This window comes from Edwardsiella sp. A.80236, assembly GCF_044540725.1.
GTDB lineage: Bacteria > Pseudomonadota > Gammaproteobacteria > Enterobacterales > Enterobacteriaceae > Edwardsiella > Edwardsiella tarda.
This window is the reverse complement of the sequence record NZ_JBIUCY010000001.1, coordinates 1-24,977: the sequence shown is the minus strand read 5'-3', so window position 1 is coordinate 24,977 and position 24,977 is coordinate 1. Positions and strand designations below refer to the sequence as shown.

21 protein-coding genes are annotated in these 24,977 nt (G+C 58.5%); 5 read left to right on the top strand and 16 right to left on the bottom strand.

What is annotated here, in order from left to right:
* Window positions 1-10 precede the first annotated feature (10 nt).
* The 10 genes from nuoI to ACEQFP_RS00060 all read right to left on the bottom strand — a co-directional run bounded on the left by nuoI (window position 11) and on the right by ACEQFP_RS00060 (window position 11,863).
* Entirely contained in the window at window positions 11-553 is a 543-nt protein-coding gene (gene nuoI / locus ACEQFP_RS00105; RefSeq protein WP_005288223.1) for an NADH-quinone oxidoreductase subunit NuoI, read from the bottom strand.
* Window positions 554-573: 20 nt separating this feature from the next.
* Window positions 574-1,548 (bottom strand): NADH-quinone oxidoreductase subunit NuoH, encoded by a 975-nt coding sequence (gene nuoH / locus ACEQFP_RS00100; RefSeq protein ID WP_005288225.1) that lies wholly within the window; start codon window positions 1,546-1,548, stop codon window positions 574-576.
* Window positions 1,545-4,280, bottom strand: a complete 2,736-nt coding sequence (nuoG, locus tag ACEQFP_RS00095) for an NADH-quinone oxidoreductase subunit NuoG (protein WP_005288228.1) — start codon at window positions 4,278-4,280, stop codon at window positions 1,545-1,547. Before nuoG ends, nuoH begins: the two co-directional genes overlap by 4 nt.
* Before the next feature lie 61 nt (window positions 4,281-4,341).
* Window positions 4,342-5,688: an NADH-quinone oxidoreductase subunit NuoF gene (gene nuoF / locus ACEQFP_RS00090; RefSeq protein WP_005288230.1), complete on the bottom strand. Its 1,347-nt coding sequence runs from the start codon at window positions 5,686-5,688 to the stop codon at window positions 4,342-4,344.
* Window positions 5,685-6,185 carry an NADH-quinone oxidoreductase subunit NuoE gene (gene nuoE, locus ACEQFP_RS00085; RefSeq protein WP_005288234.1) on the bottom strand — a complete coding sequence of 167 codons (501 nt, stop codon included), beginning with the start codon at window positions 6,183-6,185 and terminating at the stop codon, window positions 5,685-5,687. Before nuoE ends, nuoF begins: the two co-directional genes overlap by 4 nt.
* A gap of 2 nt (window positions 6,186-6,187) precedes the next feature.
* Window positions 6,188-7,984 carry an NADH-quinone oxidoreductase subunit C/D gene (nuoC, locus tag ACEQFP_RS00080; RefSeq protein ID WP_005288236.1) on the bottom strand — a complete coding sequence of 599 codons (1,797 nt, stop codon included), beginning with the start codon at window positions 7,982-7,984 and terminating at the stop codon, window positions 6,188-6,190.
* Between the two features lie 100 nt (window positions 7,985-8,084).
* Window positions 8,085-8,759 carry an NADH-quinone oxidoreductase subunit B family protein gene (locus ACEQFP_RS00075; protein ID WP_005288239.1) on the bottom strand — a complete coding sequence of 225 codons (675 nt, stop codon included), beginning with the start codon at window positions 8,757-8,759 and terminating at the stop codon, window positions 8,085-8,087.
* 54 nt (window positions 8,760-8,813) lie between these two features.
* Complete coding sequence (locus tag ACEQFP_RS00070; protein WP_005288242.1) at window positions 8,814-9,254, bottom strand: NADH-quinone oxidoreductase subunit A; 441 nt, start codon at window positions 9,252-9,254, stop codon at window positions 8,814-8,816.
* A 613-nt stretch (window positions 9,255-9,867) separates the two neighbouring features.
* Window positions 9,868-10,797 carry a LysR substrate-binding domain-containing protein gene (locus tag ACEQFP_RS00065; protein ID WP_005288247.1) on the bottom strand — a complete coding sequence of 310 codons (930 nt, stop codon included), beginning with the start codon at window positions 10,795-10,797 and terminating at the stop codon, window positions 9,868-9,870.
* Between the two features lie 391 nt (window positions 10,798-11,188).
* Window positions 11,189-11,863: a TVP38/TMEM64 family protein gene (locus ACEQFP_RS00060; protein ID WP_035597221.1), complete on the bottom strand. Its 675-nt coding sequence runs from the start codon at window positions 11,861-11,863 to the stop codon at window positions 11,189-11,191.
* A gap of 142 nt (window positions 11,864-12,005) precedes the next feature.
* Between ACEQFP_RS00060 and ACEQFP_RS00055 the strand changes: the two genes are divergently transcribed.
* Window positions 12,006-13,298: a rhodanese-like domain-containing protein gene (locus tag ACEQFP_RS00055; protein ID WP_370547292.1), complete on the top strand. Its 1,293-nt coding sequence runs from the start codon at window positions 12,006-12,008 to the stop codon at window positions 13,296-13,298.
* A gap of 7 nt (window positions 13,299-13,305) precedes the next feature.
* Here ACEQFP_RS00055 and ACEQFP_RS00050 read toward each other — a convergent pair whose 3' ends face one another.
* The gene (locus ACEQFP_RS00050) at window positions 13,306-13,944 is read right to left on the bottom strand and encodes a CDP-alcohol phosphatidyltransferase family protein (protein ID WP_109728352.1); all 639 of its coding nucleotides are present in this window, start codon (window positions 13,942-13,944) and stop codon (window positions 13,306-13,308) included.
* Window positions 13,937-14,521 carry a carboxymuconolactone decarboxylase family protein gene (locus ACEQFP_RS00045; RefSeq protein WP_068870636.1) on the bottom strand — a complete coding sequence of 195 codons (585 nt, stop codon included), beginning with the start codon at window positions 14,519-14,521 and terminating at the stop codon, window positions 13,937-13,939. The genes ACEQFP_RS00050 and ACEQFP_RS00045 overlap by 8 nt, the downstream gene beginning before the upstream one ends.
* Before the next feature lie 279 nt (window positions 14,522-14,800).
* On the opposite strand from ACEQFP_RS00045, the gene ACEQFP_RS00040 reads away from it, so the two are divergent.
* Both ACEQFP_RS00040 and yfbR read left to right on the top strand, forming a co-directional pair.
* Window positions 14,801-16,021, top strand: coding sequence for a pyridoxal phosphate-dependent aminotransferase (locus ACEQFP_RS00040; RefSeq protein ID WP_005288261.1), 1,221 nt, complete (start codon window positions 14,801-14,803; stop codon window positions 16,019-16,021).
* Between the two features lie 83 nt (window positions 16,022-16,104).
* Window positions 16,105-16,710: a 5'-deoxynucleotidase gene (gene yfbR / locus ACEQFP_RS00035; protein ID WP_005288262.1), complete on the top strand. Its 606-nt coding sequence runs from the start codon at window positions 16,105-16,107 to the stop codon at window positions 16,708-16,710.
* Window positions 16,711-16,743: 33 nt separating this feature from the next.
* Here yfbR and ACEQFP_RS00030 read toward each other — a convergent pair whose 3' ends face one another.
* The 4 genes from ACEQFP_RS00030 to yfbV form a co-directional block, all read right to left on the bottom strand.
* Window positions 16,744-18,585 carry an SLC13 family permease gene (locus ACEQFP_RS00030; protein ID WP_068870634.1) on the bottom strand — a complete coding sequence of 614 codons (1,842 nt, stop codon included), beginning with the start codon at window positions 18,583-18,585 and terminating at the stop codon, window positions 16,744-16,746.
* A gap of 404 nt (window positions 18,586-18,989) precedes the next feature.
* Window positions 18,990-19,649 (bottom strand): sugar phosphatase, encoded by a 660-nt coding sequence (locus tag ACEQFP_RS00025; protein WP_005288269.1) that lies wholly within the window; start codon window positions 19,647-19,649, stop codon window positions 18,990-18,992.
* A gap of 30 nt (window positions 19,650-19,679) precedes the next feature.
* Window positions 19,680-20,174, bottom strand: coding sequence for a YfbU family protein (locus ACEQFP_RS00020; protein ID WP_005288271.1), 495 nt, complete (start codon window positions 20,172-20,174; stop codon window positions 19,680-19,682).
* 226 nt (window positions 20,175-20,400) lie between these two features.
* Window positions 20,401-20,856, bottom strand: a complete 456-nt coding sequence (yfbV, locus tag ACEQFP_RS00015; protein ID WP_005288277.1) for a terminus macrodomain insulation protein YfbV — start codon at window positions 20,854-20,856, stop codon at window positions 20,401-20,403.
* Between the two features lie 557 nt (window positions 20,857-21,413).
* On the opposite strand from yfbV, the gene ackA reads away from it, so the two are divergent.
* Complete coding sequence (gene ackA, locus ACEQFP_RS00010) at window positions 21,414-22,613, top strand: acetate kinase (RefSeq protein WP_005288281.1); 1,200 nt, start codon at window positions 21,414-21,416, stop codon at window positions 22,611-22,613.
* A 129-nt stretch (window positions 22,614-22,742) separates the two neighbouring features.
* A complete protein-coding gene (gene pta, locus ACEQFP_RS00005) occupies window positions 22,743-24,884 on the top strand; it encodes a phosphate acetyltransferase (RefSeq protein ID WP_035594686.1) in 2,142 nt (713 codons plus the stop codon).
* Window positions 24,885-24,977 lie beyond the last annotated feature (93 nt).

Genomic DNA, 24,977 nt, shown 5'->3' with positions numbered 1-24,977 from the left:
GCTCGGCTCCTTAGGGCAACAGACCTTTGACGTCGATCGGTTTGGCTTCGTTTTCGGCCTCGCCCTTGGCTTTGCCATCGATCGCCATCCCGGCCATACGGTAAAAGTTGTAGTCGGGGTATTTCCCCGGCCCCGAAATCAGCAGGTCCTCTTTCTCATACACCAGGTCCTGGCGCCGGAACTCGCCCATCTCAAAGTCCGGGGTCAACTGCAGCGCCGTGGTCGGACACGCCTCCTCACACATGCCGCAGAAGATGCAACGTGAGAAGTTGATGCGGAAGAATTCTGGATACCAACGGCCATCCTCCGTCTCCGCCTTCTGCAACGAAATACAGCCGACCGGGCAGGCGACCGCGCACAGGTTACAGGCCACACAACGCTCGGCCCCGTCCGGATCGCGCGTCAGCACGATGCGGCCACGGTAGCGCGGCGGCAGGTAAACCGGCTCCTCCGGATACATTTTGGTTTCGCGTTTGGCGAAAGCATGCAGGCCGATCATCCACAGGCTGCGTACTTGGGTGCCGAAACCAACCACTAACTCTTTCAATGTCATGGTTACACTCACCCCTTTGACTAAGCGTGATACAAAATAACAGCCGCCGTGACCAGCAGGTTGATCAGCGTCAGCGGCAGGCAGATACGCCAACCGAACGCCATCACCTGGTCATAGCGGGGACGCGGCAGGGAGGCGCGTACCAGAATGAACATCACCATAAAGAAAGCGGTCTTGATGGCGAACCAGATAAACGGTGGCAGCCACGGGCCATGCCAGCCGCCGAAGAACAGGGTGACGATCAGCGCCGAAATGGTGACGATACCGATATATTCACCGACGAAGAACAGGCCAAACTTCATCCCGGAATATTCGATATGGTAACCATCGGCCAGCTCCTGCTCGGCCTCCGGCTGGTCGAACGGGTGACGGTGACACACCGCTACCCCGGCGATGATGAAGGTCAAGAAGCCGAAGAACTGCGGAATGATATTCCATACCTGGCTCTGCGAATCGACAATCACCTGCATGTTGAAGGAGCCGGCTTGCGCCACCACCCCCATCAACGACAGACCGAGGAATACCTCGTAACTCAGGGTCTGCGCCGAGGCACGCATCGCCCCCAGCAGCGAGTATTTGTTATTACTCGACCAGCCGGCGAACAGCACCGCATACACCGCGAGTCCCGCCATCATCAGGAAGAACAGGATGCCGATGTTCAGATCGGCCCCCATCCAACCCGGCGCTACCGGCACGATGGCGAAGGAGAGCAGTAGGGAGCAGAAGGCGATCATCGGCGCCAAGGTGAAGATCAGGCGGTCGGTGAACGGCGGAACCCAATCCTCCTTGAAGAACATCTTGATCATGTCCGCCACCAGCTGCAACGAGCCGCCCCAGCCCACGCGGCTTGGCCCGTAGCGGTTCTGGAACAGCCCCAGCAAGCGCCGCTCGCCGAAGCTCATAAAGGCCCCACAGGTGACCACCACCAGCAGGATCACCACAGCCTTCAGCACGGTGAGAAGGATCTCCACCGTATCCGGCGTTATTACGCTCATACCGCAGCCTCCCGCATTGAATCTACTTTAACGCCGTTCAACACCGGCGATACTCCCGGCATCCCCAACGGCAGGCCGACCTGACCCGGTTGCAGACGTGGGCTGATCTGCAACGGCAGACGCAACGCCTCACCGGCACAGGTCACCTCGATCACCGTCCCCTCCTGCGCCCCCATGCGCGCGGCATCCTCCGGGCTGACACGCACACAGGCCTGCGGCATGCGACGCTGGATCACCGGGGCACGTTGGGTCAGCTCATCACTGCCGAACAGATGGTAGTACGGGGCGATCACCCAGCCATGCACCTGGTATGCCGCCGGTACCTGGGTGAAATAAGGCAGGCTTCCCGCGCCGCTGGCGATCAGGCGCACACCCGGATCGCCGAAACGCAGATGGCTGCCCACCTCGTTTTGGAACTTATTCCAGGCCTGCGGCGAGTTCCAGCCTGGCGCCCAGGCGAAGGCGAACTCTTGGCGCTCAGCCTGCGGCGCGCTATAGCCCTCCATCGAGAAGGCGAAGGCGGTGTCTTTATCTTGCGGCTGGCGCTGCTCATGCACGCTGATGTTGGCCAGCATTGAAGTGCGCCCACTGTAGCGATGCGGTTCACGCGCCAACTTCTGCCCGCGTACGCGGAAGGCGGCGTTAGGAGCCGCGTCAACCATCCCGGCGAACTGTGGGCAGGCCTGCACGCAGTCGGCGATCACGTGATCGAGCTGGCTCCAGTCCGGCGCCTGCTGGCCGGCACTCACGCGCAGGGCATGCAGCCAACGCCACCCCTCCAGCATGATGGTCGGCGACTTCTTCTTCGGATCGTCGTAGAACGCGGGATCGAACACCTGGAAGAAACGCTGCGCACGCCCCTCTTGGTTGACCAGCGTACCGTCGCTTTCGGCAAAGCTCGCCGCCGACAACACCAGATCGGCGCGATCCATGATCGCCGTACGCTGATGATCGATGACGATCAGCCCATTGGCCTTGGCCAACGCCGCATCGACGCGCGCGCGCGGCGCATGACGGTAGAGATCGTTTTCCAGCACGATCGCCGTGTCGGCATAGCCTTGCTCCAGCTGTACCAACGCGTTATCCAGCGAGGAGGCTTCCAACATCGCCAGCCCCATGCTATTCGCCTCAGCCGGTACGAAGGTGATGCCGACCTCCAGCTCACGCTGTTTCAAGGCGCGCGCCACGTTAGCCGCTGCCTCGATCATCGGGGTATATCCCGCGCCGCTACCGGTGACGATCAGCGGCTTGCGGGCGCCGGCCAGCGCCTGGGCGATGATATCGACCTGACGTTGCACCTCGTCCGACAGCCCCTCGACCGCCGGGGCGGCAGCATCCAGGGCATGGGCCACGGCAAAACCGAGTCGTGCCTGGTCGGCCACCGGTGCGCAGTAATTCAGGGCGGCAATATCATCCAAGCGGGTCTCATCCACACTGGTGATAAACAACGGATACTTGGCATGCTGGCCGATATTCTGCACCGCCGCGATCTGCCAGTCGGCGACGCGTTGGGCGGCGGCCATCGCCTGTGCCTTGCCCTTCACCGCCTGACGCAGCGCCAGCGCGATACGCGCCGCCGTCTGGGTCACATCCTCACCGAGGATCAACACCGCGTCATACTGCTCCATCTCGCGCAGAGACGGGGTATAGATCCCCCCCTCACGCAGCACCGACAACATCAGGTTGAGACGCTTCAGCTCGCCCACCTCGATGCCGCTATAGAAGTTTTCCGCACCGACCAACTCACGCAGGGCGAAGTTGCTCTCCACGCTGGCACGCGGCGACCCGATGCCAATCACCTTGTTGGCGCGGCGTAGGATGTCAGCCCCCCCTTGCAACGCCTGATCGGCGTTGAGATCGATCCAATCCTGACCGCGACGCTGTTGCGGCCGACGAGGGCGATCCTTGAGGTTAACGTAGCCGTAGCCGAAGCGACCGCGATCGCACAGGAAGTAGTGGTTCACGGTGCCATTAAAACGGTTCTCGACGCGGCGCAGCTCGCCATAACGCTCGCCGGGGCTGGTGTTACAACCGACGCTACATTGCTGGCAGATGCTCGGCGCAAACTGCATGTCCCACTTACGGTTGTAGCGCTCGGAGTGCGTCTTGTCGGTGAATACCCCGGTCGGACAGATCTCCACCAGGTTACCGGCGAACTCACTCTCCAACGTCCCACTCTGCGGACGGCCGAAGTAGACGTTATCGTGCGCGCCATACACGCCGAAATCGCTGCCGCCGGCGTAATCTTTGTAGTAACGCACGCAGCGATAACAGGCGATGCAGCGGTTCATCTCATGGGAGATGAACGGCCCCAGATCCTGGTTCTCGTGGGTCCGTTTGGTAAAACGGTAACGACGCAGGCGATGGCCGGTCATCACGGTCATGTCCTGCAGGTGGCAGTTGCCCCCCTCCTCGCACACCGGGCAGTCATGCGGGTGGTTGGTCATCAGGAACTCGACCACGCTCTCGCGGAACTGCTTGGCCTCTTCATCATCGATGGAGATATAGGTGCCATCGGCGGCCGGCGTCATACAGGACATCACCAGACGCCCGCGGGTGTCCTCGGCGTTCTGATATTGCTTGACCGCACACTGGCGGCAGGCGCCGACGCTGCCCAGCGCCGGGTGCCAGCAAAAGTAGGGAATGTCGAGCCCGAGAGAGAGACAAGCCTGTAGCAGGTTCTCCGCCCCGTCGACGTCATACTCTTTGCCGTCTACATGTATTGTTGCCATTGACATGCTTCCAAAATAAGAAAACCTTATCCTGCCGCTCAAGTGCGGCGACAGGATGCAATTACCAGCGCGATTTCAGTAAGTTAGGCTGAATTCCGCGAATCGGATTGACGTTACCGACCGTCTCACGGGCGATGCCCGCCTCGAACTCGTCACGGAAATATTTAATCGCGCTCTGCAGCGGCTCTACCGCCCCAGGGGCATGGGCGCAGAAGGTATGGCCCGGCGCCAACAGGCGGCACAGCTGCTCAAGGGTTTCGATATCGCCCGGTTGTCCCTCGCCGCGCTCCAAGGCGCGCAGGATCTTCAGCCCCCACGGCAGCCCATCGCGGCATGGCGTACACCAACCACAGGACTCGCGAGCGAAGAATGACTCGAGGTTGCACAGCAGCGAGACCATGTTGACCTCATGGTCGACCGCCATCGCCAACGCGGTACCCAGGCGACTACCGGCCTTACCGATGCTGGCGAAATCCATCGGCAGATCCAGGTGTGCCTCGGTCAAAAAGTCGGTCCCCGCCCCGCCCGGCTGCCAGGCCTTCAGCTTCAAGCCATCGCGCATCCCGCCGGCGTAATCCTCCAGGATCTCGCGCGCGGTGGTACCGAAGGGCAGCTCCCACAGGCCGGGGTTCTTCACCCGACCGGAGAAGCCCATCAGCTTGGTGCCCGCATCCTGACTCTTGCCCGCAGACAATCCCTGATACCAGGCGGCGCCGTGTTCGATAATCGCCGGCACGTTGCACAACGTCTCGACGTTATTGACGCAGGTCGGCTTGCCCCAGACACCAGCCGAGGCTGGGAACGGGGGTTTGGCACGCGGGTTGGCACGACGCCCCTCCAGCGAGTTGATCAACGCCGTCTCCTCGCCACAGATGTAGCGCCCGGCGCCGGTGTGCACGAACAGATCGAAGTCAAAACCACTGCCGAGAATATTCTTGCCCAGCAACCCGGCCGCCCGTGCCTCCTCGATCGCGCGACGCAGATGATGCGCCGCCGCGACATATTCGCCACGCAGGAAGATGTAGCCACGGTAGGCCTTCAGCGCATAGGCGCCGATCAGCATCCCCTCCACCAGCAGGTGCGGCAATTGCTCCATCAACAGTCGGTCTTTATAGGTACCCGGCTCCATCTCATCCGCGTTGCACAGCAGGTAACGGATGTTCATGCTTTCGTCTTTGGGCATCAGGCTCCACTTCAGACCGGTGGAGAAACCCGCGCCGCCACGCCCTTTCAGCCCGGCGTCTTTAACCAGCGTCACCACCTCATCCTGCGCCATCCCTTTCAGGGCGCGCTCGGCGGCCTGGTAACCATTCTTGGCACGATACTCATCCAGCCAGACCGGCTGTTTATCGTCGCGCAGGCGCCAGGTCAGCGGATGAGTCTCGGCGGTACGAATAATCTCTCTCATTTGTAACGCTCCAACAGTTCGATGGCGCGCTCAGGCGTCAGATGATCATGCAGATCCTCATCGATCATCATGTTCGGCCCCTTGTCGCAGTTGCCTAGGCAGCAGGTCGGCAACAGGGTAAAACGCCCATCGCACGTCGTCTCACCCGGCTGAATGTTCAGCGTCTGCTCCAGGGCGGCCTTGATCCCCTGATAGCCAGTGATGTGACACACCACACTGTCACAATAGCGCACGATGTGGCGCCCGACCGGCTGGCGGAAGATCTGGCTGTAGAATGTCGCCACCCCTTCCACGTCGGCGGCCGGGATACCCAGCACCTCGGCGATGGCGTCAATGGCCGCATCCGGCACCCAACCGTGCTCTTTCTGCACGATCTTCAACGCCTCGATCGAGGCGGCACGCGGATCTTCGTAGTGTTGGATCTCATGCTCAATCTCGGCGCGCGCGTTGTCGCTGAGCACGAAAACCGAATCCTTATCCAATACGTTTTCTGTCATGGTTAGCGGTCCACGTCTGACATAACAAAATCAATACTGCCGAGGTACACGATCAGGTCGGACACCAGACAGCCACGGATCACCGAGGGGATCTGCTGCAAATGCGCATAGCTCGGTGTACGGATACGTGTGCGATAACTCATGGTGCTGCCATCGCTGGTCAGGTAGTAGCTGTTGATCCCCTTGGTTGCTTCGACCATCTGGAACGACTCGTTGGCGGGCATCACCGGCCCCCAGGAGACCTGGAGGAAGTGGTTGATCAGGGTATCGATGTGCTGCAAGGTCCGCTCTTTCGGCGGCGGCGTGGTCAGCGGATGGTCGGCCTTGAACGGGCCCTCTGGCATGTTCTTCAGGCACTGATGCAGAATACGTAGGCTCTGACGCACCTCCTCCACCTTCAGCATCACACGGTCATAGCAGTCACCGTTGCTGGCCGTCGGTACCTCAAACTCGAAGTTCTCATAGCCGGAATAGGGACGCCACTTGCGTACGTCGAAGGCGATACCGGTGGCGCGCAGGCCGGCGCCGGTGGTTCCCCAGGCCAGCGCATCTTTCGCGCTATAGGCGGCCACGCCGACGGAACGCCCCTTCAGGATGGTGTTTTGCAACGCCGCCTTGACGTAGGAGTCCAGACGCTTCGGCATCCACTCCAGGAACTCGCGTAGCAGGCGATCCCACCCCTTGGGCAGGTCATGCGCCACACCACCGATGCGGAACCAGGCCGGATGCATACGGAAACCGGTGACGGCCTCGACGATGTCATAGATCTTCTGCCGATCGGTAAAGGCGAAGAAGACCGGCGTCATGGCGCCGACGTCCTGAATAAAGGTGGAGATATACAGCAGGTGGCTGTTGATGCGGAACAGCTCGGAGAGCATCACGCGGATCACCTTCACCCGCTCCGGCACCTCGATACCGGCCAGCTTCTCGACCGCCAAGACATAGGGCATCTCGTTGACGCAGCCGCCCAGATACTCGATACGATCGGTATAGGGGATGTAGCTGTGCCAAGACTGACGCTCCCCCATCTTCTCGGCGCCGCGATGGTGATAACCGATATCCGGTACACAATCGACGATGTCCTCCCCATCCAACTGCAACACGATGCGGAAGGCGCCGTGGGATGAGGGGTGGTTCGGCCCGAGGTTGAGGAACATGAAGTCTTCGTTCTCGGTACCGCGCTGCATGCCCCACTCTTCCGGACGGAACTTGAGCGACTCCATCTCCAGATCCTGCTTCTGCTTGGTCAGCTCGAAGGGATCGAATTCGGTGGCGCGTGCCGGGTAATCTTTACGCAGGGGGTGTCCCTGCCAGGTACGCGGCATCAGCAGGCGCGTCAGATGAGGGTGACCGTCGAAGGTGATGCCGAACAGGTCGAAGGTTTCCCGCTCATACCAGTTGGCATTGGGGAAGAGACGGGTCACCGTCGGCAGATGCAAGTCTTGCTCGGCCAGGGCGACCTTCAGCATGATGTCGCGGTTACGATCGATGGAGATCAGGTGGTAGAACACGGAGAAGTCCGCCGCCGGTAACCCCTGGCGATGGGTTCTCAGGCGCTCGTCCATGCCGTGCAGGTCGAACAGCATCACATAAGGCTTCGGCAACTGTTTCAGGAACGCCATCACCTCGAGCAACTGTTCACGCTTCACCCATACTACCGGCATGCCGGTTCGGGTTGGCTGGACGCTAAACGCCTCCGGCCCAAAGCGCTTGGTCAACTCCCCGATAACCGGATCGTCGAGATGGTCGTGGGTCTGCCACGCTGGCATCTCGCGATCGTGCGTCGTCGAATCTGTCATAATTTTTTATCACCACGCATTGAATGACACTTGCCACCGCGAGCGCGGGGCAAAACGGGCTAAATTCCAACGGCAAACGCGGCGGCCCGCCGCGCCGCGCTTAAATTTCGTCGGGAGTACGCAAGTTGGTTACCGCGATACGCTCCGCGCGCTTACGCTCGCGCTCGGACTGCATGTTGGCGCGGTAAACGCCCTGATCGCCCACCACCCAAGAGAGTGGGCGACGCTCTTGGCCGATCGACTCTTGCAGCAACATCAGCGCTTGCATGTACGCCTCGGGGCGCGGCGGGCAACCGGGGATATACACATCCACCGGGATAAACTTATCCACCCCTTGCACCACCGAATAGATGTCATACATACCGCCGGAGTTGGCACACGCACCCATAGAGATCACCCATTTCGGCTCCAGCATCTGTTCATACAGGCGCTGGATGACCGGAGCCATCTTGGTAAAGCAGGTGCCGGCGACCACCATAAAGTCCGCCTGACGCGGCGAGGCGCGCAACACTTCCGCACCAAAACGCGCCACGTCATGCACGGCAGTGAACGATGTCACCATTTCCACATAGCAGCAGGAGAGACCGAAGTTGTAGGGCCACAGCGAGTTTTTACGCCCCCAGTTGACCATATCATGCAATGCATGATCGAGCTTGCCCATATAGACGCTACGGTGCACGTGTTGCTCTAAGGGATCGCCTACCACCTCCTGCTTCTGCAGCGGGTAGCGATCATTGTCACCATCAGGATCGATGCGCGTCAGCGTGTAATCCATCTTTGTTGCCTCGTATCTTGATAAAGCGGGTAAATCCTGGCGTCACGCCCAGCGTTACTGCGGACGCTTGTCGGTCATGACAATCGTACTTTCCTGTGTAATACGGCGCTTGGAGCGAGCGGGGGTCCAATCCAGGGCACCAATACGCACCAGATAAAAGAGACCGGCCAGCAATACCAAGATAAACAGGGTTGCCTCAGCAAACCCTAACCAACCGTTTTCACGCACAGAAACCGACCAGGCGTACAGATAGAGCGCCTCAACGTCGAAAATGACGAAGAACATGGCGACTAGGTAAAATTTGGCGGAGAGACGCAGACGAGCTGAACCGACCGAGTCGATACCGGATTCATAGGGAATATTTTTGGTACGCGCACGAGCCTTGCCTCCTAGCGCGTACGCCCCAAGCAGCATGAACCCACACAGTCCGAGAGCGACGAGGACAAAAACGGCGAATGCCCAATGCTGGGCGATAACTTCAGTGGCTGTTGACATACTCTATGCTTACTCATTTAACGCGGTATTTGCCGTAGCCGAATCGCTCCAGCAGGCAATGACCACAACGCCCAAGGGAGGGAAATCATCACGGAACGGGTGTGAATCAACCGATGCGCCCACCGACGCAGACGGCGTAATCCGTGTGTTTTACCCTTCTTGATAACCTTTTGTCAACATTGTCAATGTCAAATGCGACACGCGTTAACAAAAAATAAACATACGCCCTGATTTTTACACATTCAGACGTTGATAAGCAGTATAAAATACCCAATAAACGTGGCTGGAATGTAAAAAAACGTGAACGTATGGTTTCTACTATATCATTTATTGACGCTGTGCCTGTCCATAGGATGAGGTATCTGCGACATTTTTATGATCTAGCGCACATTTAATCGTGTGATGATATTAATAAAAAATCGGGGTTTATTTCAGGCGAAACGATGATGCACGCTTTTGCGCACTTTATTGATAATGATTTTTATTTGAGAAATAAAATAAAAATCGTGAGCAGAGAAAAGAGGGGAAAAAAGAATAAACCGGCGCAAAGCACCGGTAATATTCAATAAATTAATAATTTTATAGAATGATATATCGTTTCATTGATAAACATTCACGATAGATTAGCATCTAGCGGCGCGTTCAAGGCGGATGAAGCCGCCTCCAATGACGCGGTCCCTCCCTCACGCAGCGCATCGAACAACGCCTGAGCCAAAGGATTATGACATTCCGGCGCCAGACACAGGCTGTATTCGGTATCTGCCAGACGCGGCAGCCCGTCGGCCTCGCCCAAAACGCGTAACGACGAACTCATCATCTCGATCGGCCGCGCCGAGATCCCCAACCCCGCCTTCAATGCCGCCCGTAAGGCTGGCAAGGTCGTGGCGACATAGGCCAAACGCCAAGGCAGTCCCTGCGCGTCCAAGGCGGCGGTCACCAGATCGCGATAAGCACTGGGCTCCTCTAGCACCACCAGATCTAACGGTGCGCCGGGGGTAAAGTCATAGTCGGTAGAACAAAACCAGACGGTCGGTGAACGACGCAACAACATCCCGGGTAACGCAGACTCACGCCGCCCCGTGTAAATCGCCATGTCGACGTCATTATTTAGCAACATGAGGCGAATGTCGGCGTTACGCTGCATGCGCACATCGATCGCCAGTTTAGGATAAAGTGCAGTAAAGCGGCCGAGCAGTTGCGGCAAAATGCTGTCCGCACTGTCATCGGTCGCGCCGATGACCAACGTGCCTTGCAGATGGTCGTTGATCAAGGAATGGCAAGCTTCGTCGTTAAAACGCAAGATCTTGCGGGCATAACTCAATAACTGGACGCCATGTTCCGTCAGATATTTATTGCGTCCCTGGCGGGCGAATAGCTCTTTTCCCACCAACTGCTCCAGACGCTGCATCTGCTGGCTCACGGCCGATTGGGTGCGTTGTACACAGGTTGCGGCGGCGGCGAACGTTTTCACGTCCGCTACGGCGACAAAGGTGCGTAGTAAATCCAAATCCAGATTAATGGGGGGACGTGGTCCGTTGCTCATATCTTTTCTCGTTATAAATCAAAAATAATTTACCCTGGCATTCTCGACAATAGGACAATCTTTAAGGTTAAGATTAGCCCGACTAGGGATTACAATAATTCACCTAAATCCCTAGCTAACAGAACGATAAAGATCACGCTACGTTATCAATAATTATGGCTGAAAATGACAAAGAAAACATAGGGGCAATCAAATACTTTTTTGCTGCAAAATACTACAAAGCATCGTGAGCATGACCTACGGAATGTAATTAATATTATGATATTAAAGAGTTTTTCTTTTTTGGCAGATTCAGCAGAATGAAAGCTTCGCCTATAGCGAACAGTTAAGAAAAGCTAATGCGATCCATGTAAGCGATATCCTTTGAATGGTCAAGAAATATTAATTTAAATTAATCATTAGCCGTTGGCTTATGTTTAATTGCGTAAATCATAATGCTTATTGCCGATAATACCAATAAGCCACAGATTATCATCTGCAAACTCCCGCTCAACATCGCACCAACATAGGAATAAATCAGCGTCGCAGGGAGCTGGCCGATAGCGGTCGCCAACAGAAACTCGCCGAAGCCCATCGCGGTCAGACCGGCGGCATAGCTCACCGCATCGAAAGAGACGAAAGGCAACAAGCGACAAATCAACACGGTATAACGGCCATAACGCTGAAAGAAGCGGTCACAACGCCGCAAGGTTTGCGGCGCAATCCAACGCGCTAAGGCATCGCGCCCTAATAGCCGCGCTAACGCGAAACAGATGGCGGCGGCCACCGTGGCACTAAACCAGGAGAGCAAGGCGCCCTGCCACCAACCAAACAGGGCGGCGTTAGCCAAGGTGATGACGAAGGCAGGCAAGGGAGCCGCCAACGCCTGAAAAAGCATCAGGAAAAAAGAGACCACCATCGCCCAGGGGCCGAAGCTGCGCAGATAATTGAGCAGGGCGTCGATATCCAACGACGCGAGGAGTTGCCAGATCTGCGCCAGTGGTTGGCGCAGGGCGATCCCGGCGCCCAGCAGCAACGCCGCGACCAGCGCCAGCACGATGACCCGCCCTTTCATACCGTTCGACATCGCCTCTCCCCGTCTCTCTCTCGACTAAACCGACCGCAAAGTGCCACCCGCGCCAGCCTACCAGGCCAACGACTGTGCGTTTGGCGCGGTTTGGTGTAGCATCGCCCACTCTCGCGCACTTTTGTATGATGGATAATGGTGTATGAAACCGCTCTTTGCACTGCTCACCACCCTATGGCTAGCCCTCTCGCTGAACGCTAACGCCGCCAGCCAGCCATTGCCGCTCACCGCCCTCCAGGCGCAACAGGGGATCATCATCGATACCCGCCCCAGCGCCTTCTATAATGGCTGGCCCGCGCAGGGCCACTCCGGCCACGAACCCGGTGCCCTGAATCTGGCCGCCAGCTGGTTACCGCTGATGGATGACGACCAACTGCGCCAGTGGGCCGACACTCACCATATCACGCCACAGCAAACCTTGGCGCTATATGGTAGTCCTACCGAAATCAACGCCGTGACACAACGCCTCACTCAGCTTGGCTTCCCACATGTCACCACGCTGAGCGACGCCTTGACACAGCCAGCACGTCTGCAACGCCTGGCGCATTATGAGCAGTTGGTCTATCCCCAGTGGATCGCCGATCTCCAGCAAGGCAAGGCGGTCGCCAACGCGCCGCACGGCAAGTGGAAACTGTTCGAAGCCGCCTGGGGCGCGCCGAAGCAGTACCTGCTCAGTCATATCCCCGGCGCCGGTTACATCGACACCAATACGGTAGAGAGCGAACCGCTGTGGAATAAAGTCTCCGATGCCCAATTAAAGGCGTTATTGGCGAAGCAAGGTATTCGCCATGATACCACCGTGATCCTCTATGGCCGCGACGTCTACGCCGCCGCGCGCGTCGCCCAGATCTTACTGTATGCCGGCGTGCAAGACGTCCGGCTGTTAGACGGCGGCTTTCAGACCTGGCAACAGGCCGATCTGCCGGTCGAACGCGGCCTCCCCGCCGATCAGAAACCCGCCGCAGACTTCGGCGCACCGTTACCCGGCGCACCGCAGTTGATGCTCTCCACCGCCCAGGCCCGCCAACTGTTAGGGCGCGATGATGCCTCCCTGGTCAGCATCCGCTCCTGGCCGGAGTTCATCGGTACCACCAGCGGCTATAGCTACATCAAGCCCAAGGGTGAGATCGCCGGGGCGCGCTGGGGCCACGCCGGTAGCGATGCCACCCATATGGAAGACTTCCATAATCCTGACGGAACCATGCGCTCTGCGGATGACATCGCCGCCATGTGGCGCACCTGGCATATCACCCCGAACCAACAGGTCGCCTTCTATTGCGGCACCGGCTGGCGCGCTTCCGAGGCCTTCATGTATGCCCGTGCCATGGGTTGGCCGCATATCGGCGTCTACGACGGCGGCTGGTACGAATGGTCCGCTAATCCGGCCAATCCGGAAGTACGCGGCGCACGCGGCCCGCAGAGCAGTTGGCACTGATCGCTCGCTACAACGAGGAAGCGTTCTCCCCCTGCGCCACACGGCGCAGGGTGTGATACCCCCCCCAGATCCGTGTCAGGGTCGTAAACCAGCACAAGGCGCCGAACAGCCAGGCTAATGGCGCAAACAGGGTCGGCCAGAGACAGAACGCCACGAATAAGGCGATGGTCTCCGTCCCCTCCGTCAAGCCGCCTAAGTAATAGAATGACTTATGCGGATAAGCCAGCGCCTCCAAGCGGTGTTTCTGTGCCAAGGCGGCGAAGGCCAAGAAGCTGCTACCGGTGCCGATGAAGGCACACAGCAGCCAGGCGCCCGGCAAGGCGTTATTCGTCGGATCCGCCAGGACAAAGCCCAACGGCACCAAGGCATAGAAGAGAAAGTCGAGGGAAATGTCCAGGAATCCCCCGGCGTCGCTTAGCCCTTGCCGACGCGCTAACGCACCATCTAGGCCGTCGCATAATCGGTTTAGCCCTACCGCCAATAGCGCCGCGCCGTACTGCTGCATCGCCAGCAACGGCAGTGCCAACACGCCGAGAGCAAAGCCGCCCAGCGTCAGATGGTCGGCACGCAGGCCACGACGATCCAACCCCTGAGCCAGCCGGGCCAGCACAGGTTTCAACGGTGGGTGTAGATAACGATCAAGCATCCTCTCTCCCGGAACCTTCTGTCGGTGGGGTACACAAGCCTTGCGCGGGAATAGCCAGCGCGGCGTTAAAGCGCGCCGAGAGATTCTGGAACGCCACCAGCGCCGTCAGCTCCGTCAGGGCGCGATCATCGAAATGCTGGCGCAACGCCTGTTGCAATGCCGGCGTGACCTGCGGCGGCGTCTCACTTACCGCATCCGCGTAAGCCAACGCCGCCTGTTCGGCGTCATCGAAACAGTCGGCCTGCTGCCAGTCGGCTACCGCCAAGACCTTCTCCAGCGATCCACTACGTTGTGCCAGCCGTAGGCTATTGGCATCGATGCAGAAGGCACAATCGCAACGTTGCGAGACCCGGGTCATCACCAGGGCACGCAGGCTGGGGGCCAACGTGGATTGACGACGCTCAAGGTAACCGACAAACAGGGCAATCAGCCAGAACAGGCGGGGAAAGCGCCCCCACCAGCGGACAGGATTCAGCACGGTCCCATAATGGCGCCGTTGCAGGTGCAACAGGGGAGCCAGACTAAGCGGCAGACGTGACAACGGCGCCACCCACGGCGCCTGACTTGATTTTTTCACCCGATTCACCCTCTCCTGTTATCTCAACTTTACGTAACGCGATGCCACAGCCAAGATTAAAATCTATATTTATTTATTTTTTTAGTTAAATTTCCCACAAAAAAGCACTAATCCCATTTTTTTTGCTAAGTATTATGGCCAAATAATACTGTTTTGCACTAAAAACAGGCATCTATCTTCTAAAGCCCGATCGTGGGGAGTACAGTATTTTGATTGCCGTGTCAGTAAGGACACCGATCCGTCAGCGGCAACGCTGAATCAAATTAAGGCCATTGTGTTATGTCTCCGATTGAAAAATCCCATAAGCTGGACCACGTCTGTTACGACATTCGCGGCCCGGTACTGAAAGAAGCCAAACGTCTGGAAGAAGAAGGCAACAAAGTCCTCAAACTGAATATTGGCAACCCGGCCCCCTTCGGCTTCGAAGCCCCGGATGAAATCCTGGTCGACGTGATCCGTAATCTACCGACGGCACAGGGGTACAGCGATTCTAAGGGACTCTACTCGGCGCGTAAGGCCATTATGCAACACTATCAGGCCCGCGACATCCATGACGTCACCGTCGAAGACATTTACATCGGTAACGGCGTTTCCGAGCTGATCGTGCAGTCCATGCAGGCCCTGCTCAACAGCAACGACGAGATGTTGGTGCCGGCGCCCGACTATCCGTTATGGACCGCCGCCGTCGCGCTCTCCGGCGGCCACGCCGTCCATTACCGCTGTGACGAGCAGGCGGACTGGTTCCCGGACATCGATGATATCCGCAGCAAGATTACCCCACGCACCCGTGGCATCGTCATCATCAATCCCAACAACCCGACCGGCGCCGTCTACAGTAAGGCGTTGCTCGAGCAGATCGTGGATCTGGCGCGGGAACACAACCTGATCATCTTCGCCGATGAGATCTACGACAAGATCCTGTATGACGATGCCGAACACATCTCCATCGCCTCGCTGGCGCCGGATCTGCTGGTGATCACCTTCAACGGCCTGTCGAAGACCTACCGTGTCGCCGGCTTCCGCCAGGGCTGGATGGTGCTTAGCGGGCCGAAGAAGCATGCCAAGGGCTATATCGAAGGATTGGAGATGCTGGCCTCCATGCGTCTGTGCGCCAACGTGCCGATGCAACACGCCATCCAAACCGCGTTAGGCGGTTACCAGAGCATCAGCGAATTTATCTGCCCCGGCGGCCGCCTGTACGAACAGCGCAATCGCGCCTGGGAGCTGATCAACCAGATCCCCGGGCTCTCCTGCGTCAAACCGCGCGGCGCGCTGTATATGTTCCCCAAAGTCGACGCCAAGCGTTTTAACATCCACAACGATCAGAAGATGGTGCTGGATCTGCTGCTACAGGAGAAAGTCCTGCTGGTACAGGGCACCGCCTTCAACTGGCCGGAACCCGACCATTTCCGCATCGTCACCCTGCCCCGGGTCGATGAACTGGATAGCGCGATCCACAAGTTGGGCCGCTTCCTGGCCAACTATCATCAGAAATACTGATCTCCGACGGCGCCGACGGGCGCCGCTCGCTTTTTTGGCGCATAATGGCAACACCCTCTCACTGCGACAGGCATAACCGCGCCATGAGTTCTACCCAGAGTCATTTCTTCGCCCATTTGGCACGTCTGAAACTGATCAGCCGTTGGCCATTGATGCGCAACGTGCGCACCGAAAACGTCTCCGAACACAGCCTCCAGGTCGCCTTCGTCGCCCATGCCCTGGCGATCATCAAGAACCGTAAGTTCGGCGGTGAGGTCGACGCAGAGCGCGTAGCGTTACAAGCGATGTACCACGACGCCAGCGAGGTCCTCACCGGCGATCTACCGACGCCGATCAAGTACTACAATCCGCAGATCGCCCACGAATATAAGAAGATCGAGGCGGTGGCACAGCAGAAACTGCTGGCCATGCTCCCCGCCGAATTACGCCAAGATTTTCTGCCACTGATCGACGAGCACCACTACCCAGAGGCGGAGCGGCAGATCATCAAGCAGGCAGACGCCTTGTGCGCCTACCTCAAGTGTCTGGAGGAGCTCTCCGCCGGCAATCAAGAGTTTCTGCTGGCCAAGGCGCGCCTCGAGAAAACCTTAGCGGAACGCCATAGCCCAGAGATGGACTACTTCATGGCGGTGTTCGTCCCCAGCTTCACCCTATCGTTGGATGAGATCAGCCAGGACACCCCGCTATAAAGCCAAAGCGCCCCCGCCGAAGCGGGGGCACGCTCAGAATGGGAACAACCAGGGCACCACCGCCACGCTGACCAACATCACCAACACGGTGAAGGGGACGCCGACGCGGACAAAGTCGCCGAAACGGTAGTTACCCGGTCCGAGCACCAAGGTGTTCACCGGTGACGAGACTGGGGTCATAAAGGCGGCCGAGGCGGAGATGGCGATGATAATGGCGAAGGGATAAGGCGATATCTGCAACTCTCGCGCCACCGCGATGGCGATGGGCGCCATCAACACGGCGGTGGCGGTGTTGGAAATAAACAGCCCGATCACCGCACACAACACGAAGAGACAACCGAGGATACCGCGCGGCCCCAGGCCACCGACGGCGTCGGTCAAGCCACGCACCGCCAGCTCGATACCGCCGGTCTTCTGCAATGCCAAGGCAAACGGCAGCATACCGACGATCAAGATCAGACTGGGCCAATGGATCGCCTTATAGGCGCTCTCCATGTCGATACAGCGAAACTTCCCCATCAGCAGACAGGCGATCAGGGCGGCGATGACGTTAGGGATCTCCGCCGTGAGCATCATGGCGATCATCAGCGCCAGGCAGAACAGGGCGTGAGGCGCTTGCGAGAGCGCCGGGACTTCGTCATCCACCTCCGCAGGCAGGCTCAGCACCACGAAGTTACGCGCATTTTGCTGCAGCTGGCGCAACTGGCGGATCTGACGCCAACTGCCGATCACCAGCAGAATGTCCCCCATCTGCAAGGGTTCATCCACCAGCTTCCCTGCCAACGCGTCGCCGTTACGCCGAATGCCGACCACATTGAGGCCATAGCGGGTCCGAAACGTCACCTCGCGCAGGGTCTTGCCGATCACCTCGGCCTCCGGCACCAGTGTCACTTCGGCCATGCCGACATCGCGCGCCTGCTCCGAAAAATACTCGCCGCGCAACACCATCGGTTCCAACAGCTGCTCGGCGCAAAATGTGCGCACGTCTACCTCGGGATCGGACATGTCGATCAGCAACACATCGCGCGCCTTCAACTCCGTGTCGCCAAAGGCGCTGACCATCACCCGGCGGAACTTACGCCAGCGTTCGATCCCCACCACATTGGCGCCATAACGCGCGCGGAGATGCAACTCATCCAGGGTATGACCAATCAACGGAGAGCCGTGGCGTAACGCCAGGCGGCGGGCACGTCCCGCCAAGCGATAGTCGCGGATCAGATCGCGGAAGGTCCGCCGCTGCCAGTTCTCTTTATGGGGGGATTGCGTGGCGGCGCCCAACCAACGGCGCACCACCAACATATAGCCGATGCCTAACAGCAGCACGATCACCCCAATCGGCGTGACACTGAAGAAGCGTAAGCCGGAAAGCCCCTCACGCACCAACTCACTGCTGACGATCATGTTGGGGGGCGTGGCCACTAGGGTCATCATGCCGCTGATCAATCCGGCGAAGCTCAGCGGCATCATCAGACGCCCCGGCGCGGTCTTCATGCGTGCCGCCACGCTTAACACCACCGGAATAAAGATCGCCACCACCCCGGTCGAGCTCATCACCGCCCCCAGCGCGGCGACCGTCGCCATCAGCAGCACCAGCATCTTGGCCTCGCTGTCGCCGGCCACCCGCATCAACCATTCGCCGACCTGGTAGGCGACACCGGTACGCACCAAGCCATCGCCGATCACAAATAACGCGGCGATCAACAGCACGTTGGGATCACTGAAGCCCGCCGTCGCCTCGGCCAGCGTCAACGTCCCGCTCAACACGAACGCCACGATAATCAGCAGGGCGACGACATCCATACGCAGCCGGTTGGTAGCGAACAAAATGATGGCGACCACCAGCAAGCTCAAAACCCACACTAACTGACCGTTCACGGGCTCTCCCTATTACACATCCCTCTCCTGCCGCTTTTCCCCGGTGACGCGGGGCATATCCATTAACCATGGATAACACAAACGGGTTAGCTGTTATTCACTATGCCATAAAATAACCGAGGGATGCAGGGGGGATTTTATCCGCAGCCCCGCTTCCCTCGCCGATGCGATAGCGTGACAAGGACGAAGGATGAGCGCACCGGGCAGGCGCTGAGGGTGCTCGGCTAAGTGATCGGCGTTCGAGCGGACCGTCATTGGATGGCTAGGCGACCCGGCAGACGCGAGTAATGTGTGAAGAATCGGCGAGGCGGAGGGGCGCGAAGAGATAAGGATGAACAACACGATATAAAGGGTGGCGCAGCGCAACACGTCGCTTCGCCACCCAGAGAAGTCAGCTGAACGGCTTAATCCTGCGCCACGACGATCTCGGCCTCATCGCCGACACGGGTCACGGTAATCGGAGCCAGGCTAGACAATACCAACGTCGCCTTATCCAGCTTAGGTGTCTCTGCCGGCGCATTGACGGCGATCACCTGACAACCGGCGGTTAAGCCGGCCAAGATCCCGGCGGGCGCATCCTCGACCACCGCGCAGGCACCCGGTGCGAGTCCCAGTTTCTGTGCACCTAATAGATAGGCATCCGGCTCCGGTTTGCCACGCTGCACCTGCTCGGCGGTAATGAATACCGCCGGCTTAGGCAAACCCGCCGCCTTACAGCGCGCATAGGCGACCGGCACCGATCCGGAGGTGACGATCCCCCAGGGGAGTTGCAACGCCTGCAGTGTAGCGATCAACTCGGCGGCGCCAGGCATGGCGACGACCCCCTCGGTATCACGCGACTCCAGCTCCTCCAGCCACTCAAACTCCTCCTGTAAACGCGCTGCATCGGCATCCGGCATAAAATGGCGCAGGGAGGTGATCGCCTGTTTGCCATGAATAAACGCCAGAACTTGCTGAGGATTGATCCCTTGACGCTTGGCCCAGTTAATCCACGAACGTTCCACCACCGGCAATGAATCCACCAGGGTTCCATCGAGGTCAAACAAAAAACCTTTACACTTCACGGGTACTCCTCATAGCAAAATCAGCCGGCGTTACGCATTCAGGATTTGCGTAATCTCCACGGCGCTTAAATGGTACTGGCGCGGACAGGCATGCCAAACGGCCAGCATGCGCAAATACTTCTCCCACATCTTGGTTTGGGCATTGAAGCCATGTGAACCGCAATCGAAATGGGTATAGCGCCCTTCGGTATTGACCAGGAAACGGACATAGCTCAGATAACGCGCCTCTGTCGCCGCATCAAATCCTAAGAACTCCAGGCGGCGGGCATCGATATCTTGACGCTCCTTCAGGTTATTGTAAGAGACTTGCAGCGCATGATGCATCTCCATTATGTCGATGATGCTGCGGCAGGTCTCTTCCGGCAACTCGCCGAAGTCGCGATCGAGCTCACGCAACTGCAGGCCGAATCCCCGTTCGATGATGGTTTGCAGGCGGCGATAACGCTCGGCATTGTCCGGATCCAACATCGACATCATCTTATACTGATTAGAGAGGATCAGGCGTTGTGCATTGGTCATTTCCATCTTTATTGTCCTTATTGGCCGACGACGGCCAGAGTTACCATAATCGTTGCTTGCCGTTCAGCATGACATATTGCCCTATTGACCAACAGAGCAATAAAAGATGTTTTTTGATCTTAACTGGGGTTCGCCACAATAAAAGGAAGAGATAATTCCCCTCTTCTGCTTTTTATTATCAAGTGTGATTTGTTTTGCTCACAACTAATTAACCAGCCAACCTGAGCGGCGCTTAAATATCGTCCAGAAAGGTCTTGTCCAATTGCTTACAGCAACGCCGCAGCAATTCAGCCAAGGATTGATAGGTCGGCGCACCGTCGAGCGGCGCCAAGGCGATACCCGATGCCGACAACTTGTCGCGTAGTTGATGAAACCACTGTAATAGCGTGGGCGGCAGCGGCGTCACCGAGCGTTTACCCAGCCACCAGAGCCCCTGCATCGGCAGGCTACAGGCGAACAGAGCCGTCGCGAGCGCCGGGCCTAATTGCCCGCCTAACGCGATCTGCCAGCACAGGGTAAACATGGCGATCGGCGGCATAAAGCGGATGGCGAAACGCGTCGCCCGAGAGACACGATGCTCGGGGAATACCGGTGCCAACCGTTTCTCATTCGGCCAGGTCTTCATATAGATCTGGCCTCGCTGGAAAAGGCGGAACCAAGCGACATGGGGCGTAGGAGCTGATGACATGGCAACCTCAATTTATTCGATAAACATTCAACAAATGCAGTAAAATGACTACAAAAAATAGGCGGGCTCAAATTTATTTTGTTTTTAAAGGCCGCTATCGGTATTCTAAGCCGGCCTTGAGCCGCCGTCAGTCAAGAAGGGTAAAAAAATCCTCCCAGCCGCTGACGTTCGCACTCATCGCCCCCGTCGATGCACCAACCTTAGCCGATTCGGCGTATTGGCCGCAGACGGGCGGGCTCACAGCAGCGCACTCCCCCGCAGGGAGCGACGGACAGTGGCAGTCATGCCGCAGCGCCCAAGCGCGCTGCTGTGAACCTGCATGGTTTGAGGGGAGATCCACGGCGCCTCGCGGGCGCCTTGGCCGCTTTCCCCGGATACCGTGGCCGCCCACAGGGCGGATTATTTTGATGCAACACCGTTTATGAACGGCACGGACAGCGGCCTCGCGCCAGATCGTGCCGCGCATGATGTTAATCATAAATGCCGGCAGCGTATTGCGCTACGCTTAGCGCCTGTCTGGTACACTTTCTAACCACGCATAACAAGTAGGTACTTCCATGTCGAAGCTGGTACTGGTTCTTAACTGCGGCAGTTCTTCCCTGAAATTCGCCATCATCAACGCGGTCAACGGTGAAGAGCACCTGTCTGGTTTAGCCGAATGTTTTAACCTCCCTGAAGCCCGTATTAAATGGAAAATGGACGGTGCGAAACACGAAGCGGCGCTGGGCGCAGGCGCGGCTCACAGCGAAGCCCTGAACTTCATCGTTAACACCATCCTGGCACAGAAGCCGGAACTCTCCGCCTCCCTGACCGCCATCGGTCACCGTATCGTACACGGCGGCGAAAAATTCACGCACTCCGCCGTGATCAACGACGAAGTTCTGCAAGGCATCAAGGATGCAATCCCGTTTGCCCCGCTGCACAACCCGGCTCACCTGATCGGCATCGAAGAAGCCTTTAAATCCTTCCCGCAGCTGAAAGAGAAGAACGTCGCCGTATTCGATACCGCGTTCCACACCACCATGCCGGAAGAGTCCTACCTGTACGCCCTGCCGTACCACCTGTACAAAGAGCACGGCGTTCGTCGCTACGGCGCACACGGCACCAGCCACTACTATGTCAGCCGTGAAGCCGCCAAGATGCTGAACAAGCCGGTAGAAGAGCTGAACGTCATCACCTGCCACCTGGGCAACGGCGGTTCCGTCAGCGCCATCCGTAACGGCGAGTGCGTAGACACCTCCATGGGTCTGACACCGCTGGAAGGTCTGGTGATGGGGACCCGTTCCGGTGACATCGATCCGGCCATCGTGTTCCACCTGCACGATACCCTGGGCATGAGCGTCGCCGAGATCAACACCCTGCTGACCAAAGAGTCTGGCCTGCTGGGTCTGACCGAAGTCACCAGCGACTGCCGTTATGTCGAAGACAACTACGACACCAAGGCCGACGCTAAGCGCGCCATGGATGTCTACTGCCACCGTCTGGCTAAGTACATCGGCGCCTACACCGCCCTGATGGATGGCCGTCTGGATGCCGTCATCTTCACCGGTGGTATCGGTGAAAACGCCGCGATGGTGCGTGAACTGACGCTGGACAAGCTGGCACTGCTGGGTCTGGAAATCGACCACCAGCGCAACCTGGACGCCCGTTTCGGCAAGTCAGGCGTGATCACCAAAGATGGCAGCCGCCTGGCCATGGTTATCCCGACCAACGAAGAGCTGGTTATCGCACAAGACGCAGCCCGTCTGACCGCCTAACTCGCCTACGCCGTCCCTCGTAGGCGGCGTCGCTGGCGGCGGGGCTGCATGGTCCCGCCACCGGCAAGACTCCCTTTTACCGCCGCCGCTCCCGTCGCCGCGGTGGACTACTCAAAAGAGGTTGCTATCGTGTCCCGTACAATCATGTTGATCCCCACCAGCACCAGCGTTGGCCTGACCAGCGTTAGCCTGGGTGTCATTCGTTCCATGGAACAGAAAGGCGTGCGCCTGAGTGTGTTCAAGCCGATCGCTCAGCCGCGTACCGATGCCGATGCGCCGGATCAGACCACCACCATCATCCGCGCCAATTCCACCATCCCGGCCGCCGAGCCGCTGCGCATGTCGCACGTCGAGGCACTGCTGAGCTCTAACCAGCAAGACGTGCTGATGGAAGAGATCGTCGCGCGCTATCACGAGAACACCAAAGACGCCGAAGTGGTGTTGGTTGAAGGCCTGGTACCGACCCGCAAACATCAGTTTGCTAACGCGCTGAACTATGAGATCGCCAAGACCCTGAACGCCGAGATCGTCTTCGTCATGGCGATGGGCAACGACAGCATCGATCAGGTGAAAGAGCGCATCGAACTGGCTCGCTCCAGCTTCGGTGGCAGCAAGAACCAGAATATCTCTGGTGTGATCATCAATAAGTTGAACGCACCGGTCGACGAACAGGGCCGCACCCGCCCGGATCTGTCAGAAATTTTCGACGACTCCACCAAGAGCCGCGTCGTGACCCTCGACGTCGCCCAGGTTGTTGCCAACAGTCCGCTGCCGGTACTGGGCTGCATCCCTTGGAGCCTGGAGCTGATCGCCACCCGCGCCATCGATATGGCCAGCCACCTCAAGGCACGCGTGATCAACGCCGGCGACATTCAGACTCGTCGTATCAAGTCTGTCACCTTCTGCGCACGCAGCATCCCGCACATGCTCGAACATTTCCGTCCGGGCTCCCTGCTGGTTACCTCTGCGGACCGTCCTGACGTGTTGATCGCCGCCTGCCTGGCCGCCATGAACGGCGTCGAGATCGGTGCCCTGCTGCTGACTGGCGGCTATGAAATCGATGCACGCGTCAGCAAGCTGTGTGAACGTGCCTTCCAGACCGGCCTGCCGGTATTTATGGTCGATACCAACACCTGGCAGACCTCTCTGAGCCTGCAAAGCTTCAACCTGGAAGTTCCGGCCGACGATCATCAGCGCGTCGAGAAGCTGCAAGACTACGTCGCCAGCCATATCAATGCCGAGTGGATCGACTCCCTGAGCGCCACCTCCGAGCGTTCACGTCGTCTCTCTCCGCCGGCGTTCCGTTATGAACTGACCGAACTGGCTCGCAAGGCTGGCAAACGCATCGTCCTGCCGGAAGGCGACGAACCGCGTACCGTGAAAGCGGCCGCCATCTGCGCCGAACGTGGCATCGCACAGTGTGTGCTGCTGGGTAATCCGGATGACATCCAGCGCGTCGCCGCCGCACAAGGCGTGACGCTGGGTGACGGTATCGAAATCGTCGATCCGGCCGCCGTACGCGAGAAGTATGTGCCGCGTCTGGTCGAACTGCGTAAGAGCAAGGGCATGACCGAAGTCGCCGCGCGCGACCAGCTGGAAGACAACGTGGTGCTGGGCACCCTGATGTTGGAGCAGAACGAGGTCGATGGTCTGGTTTCCGGCGCGGTACACACCACGGCCAACACCATTCGTCCGCCGCTACAGCTGATCAAGACGGCACCGGGAAGCTCCCTGGTCTCCTCCGTCTTCTTCATGCTGTTGCCGGAACAGGTTCTGGTCTATGGCGACTGCGCCATCAACCCGGATCCGACGGCCGAACAGCTGGCCGAGATCGCCATCCAGTCAGCCGACTCTGCCGCCGCCTTCGGCATCGACCCGCGTGTCGCGATGATCTCCTACTCCACCGGTAACTCCGGCGCAGGTAGCGACGTCGAGAAGGTACGCGAAGCCACCCGTCTGGCGCAGGAGAAACGTCCGGATCTGGTTATCGATGGTCCGTTGCAGTACGACGCCGCCATCATGGCCGACGTCGCCAAGTCGAAGGCGCCGAACTCACCGGTCGCCGGTAAAGCCACCGTGTTCATCTTCCCGGATCTGAACACCGGTAACACCACCTACAAAGCGGTACAGCGTTCCGCCGATCTGGTCTCCATCGGGCCGATGCTGCAAGGCATGCGTAAGCCGGTTAACGACTTGTCTCGCGGCGCCCTGGTCGACGATATCGTCTACACCGTTGCCCTGACCGCGATCCAGTCTGCTCAGCAGAAGTAATCTCGCCTCAGGCATAAGTAAAAATCCACCTCTTGAAGAGGTGGCTTTAAATGGGGCCCCCTAAAAGGGGGCCTTGTTCGTTTTAATCCTGTA